The organism is Gammaproteobacteria bacterium (assembly GCA_029884425.1).
Lineage (GTDB): Bacteria > Pseudomonadota > Gammaproteobacteria > S012-40 > S012-40 > JAOUHV01.
Map to the genome: position 1 here is coordinate 1 of JAOUHV010000006.1, position 15,958 is coordinate 15,958.

The 15,958-nt window shown below is 51.8% G+C and carries 12 protein-coding genes; 3 read left to right on the forward strand and 9 right to left on the reverse strand.

Translation table 11 applies throughout. The annotated features are described in order from the left end of the window. Positions 1 to 229 (forward strand): transposase (locus tag OEW58_02550; GenBank protein ID MDH5300224.1); only part of this gene is annotated, 229 nt, incomplete at its 5' end. 30 nt (positions 230 to 259) lie between these two features. Here OEW58_02550 and OEW58_02555 read toward each other — a convergent pair. The 3 genes from OEW58_02555 to OEW58_02565 all read right to left on the reverse strand — a co-directional run bounded on the left by OEW58_02555 (position 260) and on the right by OEW58_02565 (position 3,371). Further along, on the reverse strand, positions 260 to 904 hold the full coding sequence (locus tag OEW58_02555) for a hypothetical protein (protein MDH5300225.1): 645 nt from the start codon (positions 902 to 904) through the stop codon (positions 260 to 262). Positions 905 to 1,029: 125 nt separating this feature from the next. Next, positions 1,030 to 1,473: a thioesterase domain-containing protein gene (locus tag OEW58_02560; protein MDH5300226.1), complete on the reverse strand. Its 444-nt coding sequence runs from the start codon at positions 1,471 to 1,473 to the stop codon at positions 1,030 to 1,032. Next, positions 1,470 to 3,371, reverse strand: coding sequence for an LTA synthase family protein (locus OEW58_02565; protein MDH5300227.1), 1,902 nt, complete (start codon positions 3,369 to 3,371; stop codon positions 1,470 to 1,472). Before OEW58_02565 ends, OEW58_02560 begins: the two co-directional genes overlap by 4 nt. An 85-nt stretch (positions 3,372 to 3,456) precedes the next feature. Between OEW58_02565 and rfaD the strand changes: the two genes are divergently transcribed. Together rfaD and gloA are read left to right on the forward strand one after the other, a co-directional pair. Further along, the gene (gene rfaD, locus OEW58_02570; GenBank protein MDH5300228.1) at positions 3,457 to 4,404 is read left to right on the forward strand and encodes an ADP-glyceromanno-heptose 6-epimerase; all 948 of its coding nucleotides are present in this window, start codon (positions 3,457 to 3,459) and stop codon (positions 4,402 to 4,404) included. 3 nt (positions 4,405 to 4,407) lie between these two features. After that, positions 4,408 to 4,794 (forward strand): lactoylglutathione lyase, encoded by a 387-nt coding sequence (gene gloA, locus OEW58_02575; GenBank protein MDH5300229.1) that lies wholly within the window; start codon positions 4,408 to 4,410, stop codon positions 4,792 to 4,794. A gap of 12 nt (positions 4,795 to 4,806) precedes the next feature. Here gloA and OEW58_02580 read toward each other — a convergent pair whose 3' ends face one another. The 6 genes from OEW58_02580 to rng form a co-directional block, all read right to left on the reverse strand. Next, complete coding sequence (locus OEW58_02580; protein ID MDH5300230.1) at positions 4,807 to 6,903, reverse strand: PAS domain S-box protein; 2,097 nt, start codon at positions 6,901 to 6,903, stop codon at positions 4,807 to 4,809. A 66-nt stretch (positions 6,904 to 6,969) separates the two neighbouring features. Next, positions 6,970 to 8,304, reverse strand: coding sequence for a metalloprotease PmbA (pmbA, locus tag OEW58_02585; protein ID MDH5300231.1), 1,335 nt, complete (start codon positions 8,302 to 8,304; stop codon positions 6,970 to 6,972). A gap of 11 nt (positions 8,305 to 8,315) precedes the next feature. Next, positions 8,316 to 9,764, reverse strand: coding sequence for a metalloprotease TldD (gene tldD, locus OEW58_02590; GenBank protein MDH5300232.1), 1,449 nt, complete (start codon positions 9,762 to 9,764; stop codon positions 8,316 to 8,318). Then, a complete protein-coding gene (locus tag OEW58_02595) occupies positions 9,764 to 10,576 on the reverse strand; it encodes a carbon-nitrogen hydrolase family protein (protein MDH5300233.1) in 813 nt (270 codons plus the stop codon). The genes tldD and OEW58_02595 overlap by 1 nt, the downstream gene beginning before the upstream one ends. Positions 10,577 to 10,615: 39 nt before the next feature. Further along, on the reverse strand, positions 10,616 to 14,461 hold the full coding sequence (locus OEW58_02600) for a YhdP family protein (GenBank protein MDH5300234.1): 3,846 nt from the start codon (positions 14,459 to 14,461) through the stop codon (positions 10,616 to 10,618). A 19-nt stretch (positions 14,462 to 14,480) separates the two neighbouring features. Then, a complete protein-coding gene (gene rng / locus OEW58_02605) occupies positions 14,481 to 15,956 on the reverse strand; it encodes a ribonuclease G (GenBank protein MDH5300235.1) in 1,476 nt (491 codons plus the stop codon). Between the last annotated feature and the right edge of the window lie 2 nt (positions 15,957 to 15,958).

The window sequence follows — 15,958 nt, forward strand, 5'->3', positions numbered from 1 at the left end:
AACCGCCATCTACACGACCAACGCAGTAGAAGCCGTGCATCGGCAATTCCGTAAGCTGACCAAAACCAAAGGCGGATTCGCCAACGAAAACAGTTTGCTGAAATTGTTGTACGCCGGTATGCTCAAAACCTCCGAGCGCTGGACTCATCCCGTGCAAAACTGGAATCTCACGCTATCGCAGCTGGCGATTCATTTTGAGGGACGATTGGATGGTCACTTGGCGCTTTGATTGATAACTGACACAGAATTTTGAACACCCTCACAATATGCCGTCATTTAAATATCTCTTTTCATCATTTCCAATTTCAAAACCTAGGCGATTAATAAGAACTAGCCACCATACAGAATAATTCGACCTATACCTTTGAACCTTCTGTAGTTTTTCTTCAGAGCAGATCAGTATATTTCTCTCTAGCTCAGAAAGAACCCACCCACCACTGTCTCGATCAGAACACCCACCCAACAAGTATAATTTTCCATTTTTAGAAGAACTTGCCGGCAAAATATTTAGTGACAAATTACTATTTATCTTTATTTTCGTCTTTTTATCCAAAGGACATTTTGAGAATTCATCAAGCGCTTCTTTAACAGCATTTCTGACAACTTTACCGCTTCCAACTGGTCGACGAAACCACAAATATACAAAATACGTTTTACCGAAAAACTGCTGATCATAACTATCTAACAGCTGATTTACCAAGTTATACAAAGGAAATCTATCCTCCTCTAGCCCACTAGTTTCGCCATCTTCATTTTCATAATTTTGATTTAAACGACGAACCTCGATAGCAATAGTTCCATCAACCAAAAAATCCGGAGGTATATTCCCATCAGGCTCAAACTCTATCGATTCATAACCCTTATATGCCAGATAGTCTTTAGCTATTTTTTCTTGCGCATCCATCAACGCCATCTCTTCCTACCCCGTCAATTTCTGATCACGTATCAAATTGCATCTACTCCAGTTACAACACTCCATAAACATAGCCAATACCGTTGCATTAGTGCGCACAGCGCACTCTAGGCCTACTATGTATGGACGACGTAATTCCCCACAAACTCCAGCGCCACCTGGCCATGTTGCATGACGCGCGATTCGAGGTCGATGCGCGCCATGCCTTTGCGCTGAAATAATTTTACGAAGCGTTCGAAATTTTGTGTGGTTGCAATAGTCGCAGTGGCTTCGATATCGGTAGTGACGGGCTTGAGGTATTTGACGCTGCTTTGCTGAATCACAATGTGGCCGCGCAGCCCCAGTTCGGCCAGACGCAAATGCAATAAACCCCAACCGGATAACACCGCAACAGCGTACAAACTGCCACCGAAGGCGGTGCATTTGTGATTGATGTTGTTGGCCAGCGGAGCGATCAAGGTGAGGCTGGTGTGGTCGTAATTTATTACGCGAACGCCAATGGCATTGGTCAGCGGAATTTCTTCGTGCAGCAGTTTTTCCAGCTGCTGTTCGCGGTTCACTGCGTCACCTTGTTTTTCAGCAACATGTCCATCACCACTTGCTCGGTGGCCAGCAAACGCTTTTCCAGTTCATCAATGTTCTGACCCTGGCTTTCGATGCGTTTTTCCAGATTGTGACTGATGGTACCTTCCGCACCCAGCCATTCGATGACACTGCCGTTTACTGCAAACACGCCGCGATCGGTGTTCACCTCAGCACTAAACAGTGACGCACCCAAACTGCCATGACGAATGTTCCAGCCCGCCAAATCGGCAACACTGGGCAACACGTCCAATTGGCTACCGATGCGATCGTCCAGCCCGGGTTTTATGCCCGGCGCGAGCACTAACAACGGCAGGTGGTATCGCTCGCGAGGATTAGTGGGGTCGTCACCAAAACGACCAATATGATCGCCGGTAAAAATAAAAATTGTGTTGTCGTAGTAACCGGCTTTTTTGGCTTCGCTGATGAATTCACCCAATGACCAGTCAGCATAGGCCAGGGTATTGAGGTAGCGTTTGTAGTCGTCCACCGGCTCGAATTTTTCCCACTTGCTGCTCGGCACGCGCCAGGGGTTGTGGGTGGTCGAAGTGAAAATAAAACTCAAAAATGGTTTTTGGGTTTTGGCGTATTGCTGGCTGGCGAACATGAAAGTCTGGTAGTCCCACACGCCCCAGTCCGATGCCTGCTCCGCATGACCGGCAATGGCGGGAATGTCCTCAGCACCATAGTAGCGATCGAATCCAGCGTTGGCGGCAATGGCGTCCATGTGGAACGAGCCACGGTTGCTGCTTTGCAGCATAATGGTCTCGTAGCCTTGTTGCTTGGCGAGACTACCCAGCCAGGCAATGCGGTTTTGTTCCATGCCTTTGCCGATGTAGGGCAATTGCGGCAGGGTCAACATGGATCCCAGCAGAGCGGCCATGCCGTCCATGCTGCGTCGGCCATTGGCGTAAAACTGGGTAAACAGCCGGCCCTGACTGGCCAATTGGTCAAACACCGGCGTTGCGCCCATGGACTCCTTGCCAGACAGTTTGCGCATAACATCGGTATTGGCAGCGTCCCAGCTTTCGAACACAACCATCACCACGTTCGGCGGCCGATCCGGGTGGAAACTGGCCTTGCTGTCGCGCATAACCGGGTAATCGTTACTCACAAACTGGTCACCCGGCATGCCGACCTGTTGTCTAACCAGCGCCCGCGCCTGCTCGGGGGGCATGTACTGCTGTTGTTTGGGCGCGCCTCGGCTCAGCGAGTATTGCGCCGCAAATGCACCATTCATCGCCAGATAGCCTGCCGCCGGCGAACCAAAGGCAAACGCATCAGCCACGCCGACCGGCTTGTATTGCACACCGCCGCGCGCCACCAGCACAAACAGCAAGAGCAATCCCAGCAGCGCCAAAGAACGCCGGTTCGGATTGCGACTCGGCCGCACCGGGGTTGCAAAACTCCGCCGCCAGGCCCAGGCCGCCGCGAATATTGCCAGCACAAACATTACCAGGGCCAAACCATGATCGCTAACCGCGATATCCAGCATCAGCCGGGTATCGTCGGCAATCAACGCCAGCTCGGCACCCACATGGCGGTTCACAAAGCCAAAATAAATAAAATCAGCAATCAGCACCAGACTGGTCAGCACGATGGCGACAAACACCCACCAATGCCACAAGCCCTGCCACCAACGCGCCCGCGCCCAGCCATAGGGCAGCGCCAACAGCAACAGCGGCAGGCCGATCAGTTTGATCAGCGCCGACAGATCAAAACGCAAGCCGTACAAATACGCCAGCGCAATATCGCCCACCGACAGGGCAGAAAACACCTGATCGTAATGAATCAATAACGCGGTACGTACTGCCCAGAACGGCAGCAGCGCCAGCGCCAATAGGGCGAAAATACGGATCAACGGGTGGGCAATCATCGTAGGGGCAGTATCAGCAGCTCAAAAGGGGTGTGCTATTATATCGGCAAAATCCGGTTCAGATCATTTTTGGAAGGACAGTCTCGTGTACATTGTCACTGGCGGCGCCGGCTTCATCGGCAGCAATATCGTAAAAACCCTTAACGGGCGTGGAATTACCGACATTCTGGTTGTAGATGACCTTGAGGATGGCACCAAGTTCAAAAATCTGGCGGATTGTGAAATTGCCGATTACATGGACAAGGATGCCTTTCTGGCCCATATCCAGGCCGGCAAAGGCTTCGCGCAACCGGTCAAAACCATTTTCCACAACGGTGCCTGCTCAGCCACCACCGAGTGGAATGGCAAAATGATGATGCAGAACAACTACGAATACTCCAAGGAAGTACTGCATTACTGCCTGAACAACAAAATCCAGTACATCTACGCCAGCTCTGCCTCAGTGTATGGTGCCGGTACAATTTTCGAAGAAAAACGTCAGCACGAACAGCCGCTGAATGTTTACGGCTATTCCAAATTCCAGTTTGACCAATACGTGCGCCGTGTTTTGCCGCGCGCCAGTTCGCAAATTGTTGGCCTGCGTTATTTCAACGTGTACGGTCCGCGCGAACAGCACAAAGGCAGCATGGCCAGCGTTGCTTTCCATTTCAACAACCAGATCAAGGCCGGCGATAACGTCAAACTGTTCACCGGCTGTGACGGTTATGGCAACGGCGAACAACGTCGTGACTTTGTGTTTGTGAATGATGTCGTCAAAGTGAATTTGTGGTTGAGCGATCACCCGAAAGTGTCTGGCATTTTCAATCTGGGTACGGGTCGCAGCCAAACATTTAACGATGTCGCCAACGCGGTTATTGCATGGCACAACAAGGGCAAAATCGAATACGTTCCTTTCCCAGATCATCTCAAAGGTCGCTATCAGAGCTTCACCCAGGCCGACATGACTGCGCTGCGCAATGCCGGCTACAGCGATGCATTTTCAACCGTTGAGCAAGGCGTCAAATCCTACCTCGACACCATCAACCAGGACTAAAACATGCGCATTCTTCACACCATGATTCGCGTTGGCGATTTGCCGCGCTCCATTCAGTTTTACACGGAAGTATTGGGCATGACGTTGTTGCGCCAAAAAGAATATCCCGAAGGAAAATTCACCTTGGCATTTTTAGGCTACGGTGATGAGCGTGAACACAGCGCGATTGAATTAACGTACAACTGGGGCGTGGAAAGCTACGAACTGGGCAATGGCTTTGGTCATCTGGCGCTGGAAGTTGATGATGTTTATCAAGCCACTGATGAGATACGCCGTCGTGGCGGCAAAATTCTGCGCGAAGCCGGGCCGATGAACGCTGGTTCCACCATCATTGCTTTTGTCGCTGACCCCGATGGCTATCAAATCGAATTGATTGGCAAAAAATCCTGATTTTCGTCGCCGCTAGTTGTCGACCAATGACAACGAAGCGGCGTCTGCTTTTTGCGTTGGCAGCATTAACCAAAAACAACTACCCTTGCCTTCCTCGCTTTCAAAGCCAATTTCGCCACCCATTTCTTCAATCATGTGACGACTAATCATCAAGCCGATTCCAGTACCGCTCACATTGGTTTCTTCCGCACCCGCCCGCTCAAATTCATTAAACAGTAAATGCTGCTTGTTTTTGGGAATGCCGCAACCAACATCTTCCACTTCCAGGCGCACATAATCATCCAAACGGTTGGCACGCAAATATATGCTTGAATGATTGTCACTAAATTTCACGGCATTGCTCAGCAAATTGATCAACACCTGGCGCAAGCAAGCCCTGTCAGCAAATACTTCCAGCAGCAAACAATTATCGCAAACATCAATCTGAATATTTTTCGCCTTGGCCATGGGCGTCATGGCCATCACCGCCTCATGAACAACATCGACCAACATCACATCGCGCAGATACAATTTTAGCTTGCCCTGCTCCAGGCGCGACAAATCCAGCACCTCGTTGATCATCGCCAAGAGTTGCTGACCTGAAGCCTCGATCGCGTTCACAAAAGTTTCATTGGCCCCCTCTTTGCGCAACAACGCCGAGAAACCGATAATGGCATTGAGTGGCGTGCGCAATTCATGACTCATCCGCGACAGGAATTTGGTCTTGGACGCATTGGCAGCTTCGGCTTTTTTCTTTTCCGCCAAGATTTCTCGCTGGATTTTCACTCGATCGGTAATGTCCATAACCAAGGAGGCCACACCCACCACTTTTCCGGCATGATCCAGCAATGGCGTGTTGTACCAATCGCAGAATATTTCGCGTCCATCCTTGGTCAAGTTAGCGCCCATGCTGCGATAGCCACCCGCATCGTCCATCAATTGCTGCCAAATTTCATTTATCTGTTCGGTCAGTGACACATCGACGATGGTGCCATAGGCGTGATGGCCAATAATCTCTTGAGCCTGATAGCCAAAAATGCGTTCTGCGCCCAAGTTCCAGGAAACCACTTTGAAATCCTGATCCCAGTCAATAACCGCCAACGGAGTTTTGCTGATGTGCAAATCGAGTTTGGTTCTAGAGTGTAGCAACTCCTGCTGTTGCAACTGCTGGATGGACAAATCACGCGCCACCACCACGATGTAATTGTTACCATCGAAGCTGTATAACGTTTCGCTAACGCTGACCGGTACTTCCTCGCCAAGCGCATTGCGATAAGTGGTCTGCTCGACAAGTACTTCACCCCGCTTTAAGCGGCGAAGTTTGTTAAAAAATTGGCTGCTGGGCACATCACCAACTTGCCGAAATCGCATACCGACCAGTTGTTCGCGCGAATACCCTGTCATGCTGTTTGCGGTGCGATTGGCATCAACAATCTTGCCCTGCTGATTAATCACAATCAGTGCATCGCCTGCACTGTCAACCATGGAGCGAAACCGTTGTTCACTTTGGCGGGATTCGTGACTGAGACGAAAATTTTTCAGCGTTGCGCTATAAAGTCGCCGGGCATTGCCGGCAATCACCACCCAGTAAAAAACAAACATCACCAACGCCACATTTGGCAATTGGTTGTAGGACTCAGTCCATTGCCAGAGCAACGGCTGCGCGGTGATCAATACAAAGGTCGGCATGGGCAAGGGTCGAGCAGCGACGCTGCTCAATGCCCCCATGTGCAAACCCGCGAGGAAAAGCAGCATCAGCGCCTGATGGGTTACATCCAGGCGTGGAAACGCCCAAGCCATGCCCACCGCCCACAAAATGGCGGTCACAACGCCCGAAGCAATAAACCAGACTTCCCACTGGCGACAGGAAAATTTATCGCGATAACGACTGAACAGCACCGCCAGATAAATTCTGGCCAATGCCACCAATACGAAGATGATGTACCACCACTGAGGATAGGGACTGCTGTCAAATCCCGGTATCATTGCCAGCCACAAGCCTGCTAGCACGACACTGATGAGCATGGACGAACCCAAGGAGCGATACAGCAACTCCATCTGGTCTGCGTAAACCAGCTTGTCAACGTCAACGACTGACAATAACGGCTGTTTGTCTTTGTGCGCTAACATCCTGTCCGCCTTGTGTGCGAGCAAGGCAACCGCAAAGATCTGCGGCTGCCTGATTTTCAAGGAAAGTTATGCGCCAGCCACGGTCATCTTGTCAATAAGAATGGAACCTGTGCGAATATTACGATGCGGATTTATATCATTGGCGATCGCCTGAATGCCCAGCATCATTTGCTTCACATTGCTGGCGATCGTAATTTCCGAAACCGGGTATTGGATTTCGCCATTTTCTACCCAGAAACCAGCCGCACCACGCGAATAATCACCGGTTACATTATTCACGCCTTGGCCCATCAGCTCCGTCACCAGCAAACCAGTGCCCATGCGACGCAGCAATTCATCGCGACCAAAATCACTGGTGTGCACGCTCAGGTTGTGTACCCCGCCTGCGTTGGCAGTCGTTTGCATGCCCAGGCGACGTGCGGCATATGCATCCAGCACATAGCCCTGCAACACACCGTCGATCACCAGGTCACGCTCCTGGGTGCGAACACCATCACCATCATAAGGCGCACTGCCAATCGCACCTTTCAGCAACGGCTGCTCGGCCAGTTGTAACCAGCTGGGAAATATTTGTTTGCCTTTGCTGTCCAGCAAAAAACTGGTGCGACGATACAGACTGCCGCCGCGAATTGCGCTGATGAAATGGCCAAAAAATCCCGTCGCCATTTCTGCAGAAAACACCACGGGCACTTGGCGCGTGCTTAAACTGCGCGGATTCAAACGCGCAATGGTGCGCTCGGCAGTGATGCGCCCGACGTTGGCCGCAGACTCCATGTCAGCCGCATTGCGCGCCATGGTGTACCAATAATCGCGCTCCATGCCTTTGTTGTCTTCACCAATCACCGAGCAACTCAAACTGTGACGACTGGTGGGATAACCGCCGATAAAACCATGACTGTTGCCATAGACGCGAAACGCGCTGTGACTGGAAACAGTTGCGCCTTCGGAATTGATTATGCGCTTGTCGAAATCGCGCGCCGTGGCTTCGCATTCCAGCGCCAGATCAATTGCCTGCTCGGAAGATACCTGCCAGGGATGATACAAATCCAGATCAGGATAATCCCAGGCCATCAGCGCCTTGTCTGCCAGACCAGCAAATTCGTCCGCTGCGGTATAGCGCGCAATCGAGCATGCCGCACGCACCGTATCCACAATCGCCTGACGACTAAAATCGGAAGTACTCGCCGAGCCTTTGGACTGACCGACAAACACAGTCACAGACAACCCTTTGTCGTGATTGTATTCCAGGGTTTCCACATCCCCCAGCCGCACGCTGGCAGACAATCCGGTCTCGATACCGACGGCTGCTTCTGCCGCAGTAGCACCTTGATGCTTGGCCTCATCCAGCACTTGCTGAATGAGCTGGCTGTATTCCTGCTTTTGTTGTGAAAAATCATTCATTACTGCATTTCCTAGGTGCTAGTACCACCGACTGTCAGTTGATCCACGCGCATACTGGGCTGACCAACGCCGACCGGAACACTTTGCCCGTCCTTACCGCACGTACCCACGCCGGTATCCAATTGCAGATTATTGCCAACCATGCTGATGCGTTGCATCACTTCGGGACCATTGCCTATCAGGGTCGCACCCCGTACAGGCGCGATAATTTTGCCCTTTTCCACCAGATAGGCTTCGCTGGCAGAAAACACAAATTTGCCCGAGGTAATATCCACCTGGCCGCCACCAAAATTCACCGCGTACAAGCCACGATCAATCGAGGCAATGATTTCTTCTGGCGTATGCTTGCCCGCCAGCATGTAGGTGTTGGTCATACGCGGCATCGGCAAGTGCGAATACGATTCGCGCCGACCATTTCCGGTGGGCGCCATGCCCATCAATCGGGCATTGTGTTTGTCCTGGATGTATCCGACCAACACGCCGTTTTCGATCAGCGTAGTGCATTGAGTAGGCGTACCCTCGTCATCCACGTTCAGCGAACCACGGCGTTGTGCCAACGTACCGTCATCCACCACGGTGCACAATTCCGATGCGACCTTCTCGCCGATACGACCAGAGAACGCTGAAGAACCTTTGCGATTAAAATCGCCTTCCAGACCATGACCCACCGCTTCGTGCAGCAACACGCCCGGCCAACCTGGGCCCAACACCACATCCATAACACCAGCAGGGGCATCCACTGCATCCAGATTCACCAGGGCCTGACGCACAGCTTCGCGCGCGTAACTCATCGCCCGGTCATCATCCAGAAAATAACCAAAACCCACACGTGCCCCGCCGCCGGATGAACCTTGTTCACGACGACCGTTTTGTTCGGCGACCACACTGACACTCAAACGCACCAGCGGACGCACATCGGCGGCAAGCGTGCCATCAGCACCAGCCACCAACATCACATCGCGTACACCAACCATGCTGATCATCACCTGGGTAACCCGCGGATCAATCGCACGCGCCGCCTTGTCGAGCTTTTCCATCAGGTGAATTTTTTCCTGATCACTCATGCTGGCCACGGGATCAAGTGCCTCGTACAAGTGATGGCCGCTGTGCATTTTGCCAAACACTTTCGCCTTGCCCGCCTGCCCTTGACGCGAAATCGCCTTGACCGTATTGGCCGCTTCGTTCAGCGCAGATAAATTTATTTCATCAGAATAGGCAAAACCGGTTTTTTCACCACTGATGGCGCGCACACCCACGCCCTGGTCTATGCCGTAGCTGCCATCTTTCACCCGACCATCTTCCAGCGACCACGATTCGTAGCGGCTAACCTGAAAATATAAATCGGCATCATCCACGCCGCCGTGCGACATCAACATGGATAGCGTTTGTGCCAACGCCGACTCGGTCAAACCACCGGGTTCGAGAATCAGCGATCGGGCTAATTGCAGGCTGTCAGTCATCATTTCACCCGACGATGTTCCAACGCGGGGAAGTTACGACGCGTCATCTGCAAACGTTCCTTATCCATGTCGGCAATCACAAAACCCACGCCGTGCGTCAAACGATCCAGCACCACGCCCCAGGGATCAATGATCATGCTGTTACCGTATGTTTCGCGGCCACTGATGTGGTAACCGCCTTGCGCAGCCGCGACCATGTAGCACAAATTTTCTACTGCGCGGGTACGGGTAATAATTTCCCAATGGGCGCGACCAGTGATCGCAGTGAACGCTGAAGGCACCACAAAAAATTCTGCGCCCTGATCCACCAGCGCACGAAACAGCTCGGGAAAACGCAAGTCATAACAAATCGCCACACCCATTTTGCCAAATGGCGTATCCACCACTAATGGCTTGTCTCCGGGTTCAATGGCGCTGGACTCGTGATAGCTTTCCTTGCCGTTTTCCAGTTCAACGTCAAACAAGTGGATCTTGTCATAGCGACCGACCACCTGGCCTTTGTCGTTGTACACCAAACACGCTGAACGCACCCGATTTGGCGACGTTCCCACCAGCGGCGCGGTTCCCCCCACCAGCCAGATTTTGTGTTTGATGGCTTGTTCACGCAGAAAATCCTGAATCGGTCCACGGCCTGGCTCTTCCTTGATTTTCAGCTTGTCCATTTCGGTATTGCCCATGTGGGCAAAATTTTCCGGCAGCACTACCAGCTGCGCACCCTTGGCAACCGCGTCATTTATCAAGCGCCCAGCTTCTATCAGGTTTGCCCCTACATTAGGACCTGATGCCATTTGTATCGCCGCAACCCGCTTCATTTCACAACTCTCCTTCAACTACCATTCATATTCCGCCGACTAATCCAATATTTCCGGGGGCACCGCTACAGGCGGTTTTTCTATTTTCTCAATAATGGGTTGTTCCCAAGGTCCCCGAACAGAGTATTGTATTGTACTTACTTCGTCTATCTGCTTTTCGAACACTTTCTGCAGCAAAAACAAGGTCGCGCCGACCTGTGGCGCCACGGTCAGCGCGCCCAGCACCGGCAGGCTTGCACCAACTTTTGGCACGATGGTCACCACCTGATCGTACTGGCCTGCAGCCAGATCAATTTGCCCGGCCATATCAATTTGGGCAGCCGGACCATCCATCGCCAGACCCGAGGTAAATGCCTTGCCATTTTCGATCTTGAAATCACCCTTCAGGGTATCGAATTGCATGCCTTTGGCAAATACGTCACTGAAGTCCAATATTAAACGGCGTGGCAAAGTTTGTACCGACAGCAAACCAAACAATCGCGCCGCCCCCGGTTTTACATCCAGCAGGCGACCGTCTTTTACATTTAGACTCGCCGTCCCGGTCAAGTTGCGAAACGTAAAGTCAATCGGCGTGCCCGGCCAGCGGGCACTGATGTTCATTTTGGTCGTGCCGTTGGCGATGGTTTCTGCATAACCCCAATCCGACAGGGCCTGCCCCAGTGATTCGCTGTCCACCACGATGTCAAACTTGGATAATTGCTGCCCCTTCTGCTCCTGCCACTCGCCCTTGGCGGTAATCCTCGTTGTTGCCGTGCGCATGGCCAGCGTGTCCAGCTTCATCCCTTTGTCGGTACGGCGAGTATCGAGTTGCAACTGACCAAAGCGGATGTTGTTGTAGCGAAAATCCGTGCTGGTAATCCGCAACTCCGGCATTTCGGAAGGGCGCAGACTGTTGTCACCTTTGCCAGTGGCGGGTTGTCGATCAACATTAATGATCATTCGATCCATGTTCATCACCAGTGGCGCACTGCGCATGACCAATGGGATGAACATGTCCCCTTTCAACTGGGGGCCATCCACCGATACGCTCCAGCCCTGCACCGAGTTGGAAGCCTGAACCGACAGATCCTGCAGTTTCAGACCAAACAATTCACCCTGTTTGACGGTAACATCAAAAAACATGGACGCTGTCGCCCCGCCGCTGGACTTGATCAGGCCGGTATTGGTTTTTTCTGGCAACAGCAACGGTTTCCACTGTGCCCAGGAGAATTTATCCATTTCACCAATGAATCGGTATCCGTGCTCGCCCGGCAACTTTACCACCCGGCCAAAGCCCACTGCGCCACGCGATATTTCAGTTTGATTTTCCGCATGCTGCAATTCCAGGATGGAATAAATATCACCATAATTGAATTCCAGCTGTGGCAATGCATGCCCTATGTGCATCTGGAAAGTGAAATTGCGCCGCTCTTCACCATTTTTCTTCAGCGGCTCGGGCAAATCCACCAACATCCCCGTCAAAGGTGAATCGGCACGCACATCGACATTGCCTGCATTTTTTCCGCTGATGGCGATGTCTATTTTCGTCGCAACATTGGTACTGCCGGTAAACCAAGCCGCAAGCTGTTCCTGATCAGCGAAGTGCTTCAGCAAATACTTCAGTTGTGCAGCACTGATACGACCATTGTTTTTAAGAACAATCCGCGACTCATCAGCCCCCTGCTCGGTTGTCGCCGTCAACTTAAGAGGCAACACGCCACCAAAGCGCCCCGTCAGGCCATCCGAGTAAATGCCATGCTCATCAAACTTCAGGCGACCATTCAAATCACGCACATCCACCAACCAGGCATCGGCTTTAAACTGATTCTTTGCGAAGTCGACATGACCTTTAACCTGCACAGGATCGTGTGTCGCCAATGGGATTTTCAACTCAAGCGCCAGGTCGCTGTTGCCCGCCAAAACAATGGGCTGAATATGTTTGGCAAATATTTCTTCCAGCGGGCTTTGATGCAAATATTTTAATTTGTCCGCACTGCTACCCTTGGCTGAACCGGTGATCAATAAATCGCCCCGATGGAAATCGGGCAGCGACACCGCAACATCATGCAACTGGGTATTAAATATTCGCCCCTGCGTCGCATCAAACCTGAGACCGTTTGCAGTCAGCTCAAAGCGACCTTCGATGCCATTGATCACCGGCCAGCCGTTGTAATAATTCAACACTCCACGATGCACATCCAGTCGCAATTCAAATTTCCCTTCATTGTTGGCAAAAGGAAATTTCGCCATATCACCGTAGAAAACGAATTCGCCCTTGGCAACACCGTCACGCAGGGCATCGCGCGTCCAGTGCACCGCACCAGGAGGAATAATTCCCGTTGGCAGATACGCTGTCGCCTTGTTCACCTGAACCGGACGATTAAGTGCAGCATGCATATCGATGAATGGCGCTGCGTTTTTCGGCAACAAAATATTGCCGTGAACAGCAACATCTATATCGCTGTTCCAAATCCGTATTTTGGAAAAATCCAGACTTACTCCATCATCCGCAAGCAACCACGTCACCTTACCCTGCACCACATCCGCACGGATAACATGATCAAAGATGGTGGGAGAATCAAACTGCAGCTTCTGGCTGTCAATCACGAAACTTCCACCGCTGTTGTTCAGCTGCAAATTACCTGACAAATTTTTAAAGCCCGGCCAAGCGCCATGACTGCGTGCCGAGATATTTTCCGCACGCGCAGTCAGAAAATATTGTGCCGTCTCACCATCCCGAAAACCCAGCTGCAGGTTTCTCAATCCACCACCAAGCGCCGATCGTGAAAGCTGGGTTTGTTGCGCATTGGCCAGCACTTCGCTCATCAGCAACATCTCACTGGCAAACGCCAGATCGATGTAACTGGCAGATGCCTGTAACTGTTTGGTTTCGGTGTCCAGCGCAATGGTCAGCGAGCTGTTTTTCCACTGCCGACCGCGATTACTGACACTAAAATCGTTTAGCAGAACATGCCACTTCGAATCTTGGTGGGTAAACGCAAAATTACTATTCAGCGTGTCATAACCCATCAAGCTGGCACTGTCGGCATTCATTACCAGAACATTCTGCAAGCCAACCGAGCCGTAGGTTTTTTCCATCCGACCATTGCGCCATTCGCTCCAGGCGCGCAAATCGGCACGACCATTGATCAACTGCCATTCATTTTTCGATTGATCCGGCAACCAGGCATCCAGCAACACATCCTGAGCGGCGATATAAAAACTGCCATGCCAGCCATTGCCACCAACAGGCGACCCCAGCAGTTCTGCAGAAAAATCAAAATTACGCCCCAGCTCACTGGGCAGACCGACGCTGCCGCGCAAATAATGCATGTCATCATCGTTGTGCAGAACCAGTTCGCTGACGTGCAACTCGCGCGGCTGCCAGCCCATTACGTGGTCTTCCCACAGCAAACGACTTTGCTCCATGCGCAGCGTATCGCGCTCGAACAACCAGCGACTAACAAAATCATTGGCGGTATCCGGCGAACCGGTATTGATTGCACCAATGGTAAAGCTGCCATCGGTTTCACGTGCAATTTTGAGGTCGGCACCAACCACAACCAGGGTTCCTGGTTGAACTGTGCCGGTAAACAGGGAGGTAAAAAGATTAATACCGATTTTGGCAGCGGCAAATTGCAAGAACGGCTTACCGTCCTCGCTATTTAAAAAACTGATCCCGCGCAATACCAGCTGCGGTTCTGTTCCCTGCCAGTCAGCATCCAGTGATTCAATGCGCACCGGATGGTCGATAACATCGGTCACCCATTGCTCGACTTGCACCCGATAATCTTCAGCAATCGGCAATAATATTCGCGCAAGACCCAGCGTCACGGCGGCCAAAACCAGTCCGGTAACGATCGCATACCAGCAAACGTACCACACAGTTTTGACGTATTTATTCACCGTAGCAGCCTCGACCGATCTACATCAATACAACGTCATACAATTCTTGCGAATATTGCGACTCTGCCTGAAAACGAATGCCACGACCAATGAATGATTCCAGCTCGGCGACGCTTTGGTTTTCTTCATCCATCAACAAATCCACCACCCTGGGTGCCGCCAAAACCATAAACTTTTGCGCATCGTACTGGCGTGCCTCGCGGAGAATTTCGCGGAAAATTTCATAGCACACCGTCTCCGGCGTTTTGACACTGCCGCGTCCGGCACACATTGGGCAGGTTTCGCACAAAATATGCTCGAGACTCTCGCGCGTCCGCTTGCGGGTCATTTGCACCAGCCCCAGAGACGACACTTCGCTGACCGTGGTTTTGGCATTGTCTTTTTCCAGGCAACGCTCCAGCGCACGCAGCACTTGTCGCTTGTGCTCATCATCTTCCATGTCGATAAAGTCGATGATGATGATACCGCCCAGATTACGCAGCCGCAGCTGACGCGCAATCGCCTGCGTCGCTTCCAGATTGGTTTTGAAAATGGTTTCTTCCAGATTGCGATGACCAACAAATGCGCCGGTATTCACGTCGATGGTGGTCATGGCCTCGGTCTGATCAATCACCAGATGACCACCGGATTTGAGCTGCACCCGTGGCTGCAAGGCTTTTTGGATTTCGTCTTCCACCGAATACAGATCAAAAATCGGACGTGGCCCGGAATAGAGTTCGATACCAGACAGCAATTCAGGAATGAATTTGGCGACAAATTTGTGAATTTTGTGATGATGCTCTTTGGAGTCAATGCGAATTTTTTCAACGCCAGACCCGACCATGTCACGAATGGCGCGCATGGATAAATTCAGATCTTCGTGCATCACCTGTGGCGCATTGAGGTTACGCCACTTATCCTGAATCGAATCCCAGATACGGTTCAAAAATAAAATGTCGGCGCGTAACTCACCTTCCTGCGCACCTTCTGCGGCAGTGCGGGCGATATAACCGCCGGGAAAACCGTCTTCAACCAGCTCTTCAATTAATTTCCGCAAGCGATCGCGCTCGGCAGCTTCTTCGATTTTTTGCGAAATACCCACATGCGGTGTCTGTGGCATAAACACCAGAAATCGCGCAGGAATGGTGATGTGGGTGGTCAGTCGTGCGCCCTTGGTTCCCAGCGGATCCTTGATCACCTGCACCAACACAGTCTGGCCTTCAGTCACCAGTTCGGTAATGGGCCGCACTTCCGGGCGTTGTTCATTGCTGGGATCGTAGTTGTTGCGATTGTCATGAATGTCGGAGGCATGCAAAAACGCGGCGCGCGCCAAACCAATTTCGACAAATGCGGCCTGCATTCCCGGCAACACCCGCACCACTTTGCCCTTGTAGATATTGCCTACAATACCGCGTTTGCGCTCGCGTTCGATGAACAACTCCTGCAACACGCCGTTTTCCACCAACGCCACACGGATTTCCTGCGGCGTGATGTTAATCAGCATTTCTTCGCTCATGC

What these genes read in the sequence shown, in the direction of transcription:
- OEW58_02555 (MDH5300225.1), bottom strand. Translation starts at nt 904, where the DNA reads ATGGATGCGCAAGAAAAAATAGCTAAAGACTATCTGGCATATAAGGGT.
- OEW58_02565 (MDH5300227.1), bottom strand. Translation starts at nt 3,371, where the DNA reads ATGATTGCCCACCCGTTGATCCGTATTTTCGCCCTATTGGCGCTGGCG.
- gloA (MDH5300229.1), top strand. Translation starts at nt 4,408, where the DNA reads ATGCGCATTCTTCACACCATGATTCGCGTTGGCGATTTGCCGCGCTCC.
- OEW58_02580 (MDH5300230.1), bottom strand. Translation starts at nt 6,903, where the DNA reads ATGTTAGCGCACAAAGACAAACAGCCGTTATTGTCAGTCGTTGACGTT.
- pmbA (MDH5300231.1), bottom strand. Translation starts at nt 8,304, where the DNA reads ATGAATGATTTTTCACAACAAAAGCAGGAATACAGCCAGCTCATTCAG.
- tldD (MDH5300232.1), bottom strand. Translation starts at nt 9,764, where the DNA reads ATGACTGACAGCCTGCAATTAGCCCGATCGCTGATTCTCGAACCCGGT.
- OEW58_02595 (MDH5300233.1), bottom strand. Translation starts at nt 10,576, where the DNA reads ATGAAGCGGGTTGCGGCGATACAAATGGCATCAGGTCCTAATGTAGGG.
- rng (MDH5300235.1), bottom strand. Translation starts at nt 15,956, where the DNA reads ATGAGCGAAGAAATGCTGATTAACATCACGCCGCAGGAAATCCGTGTG.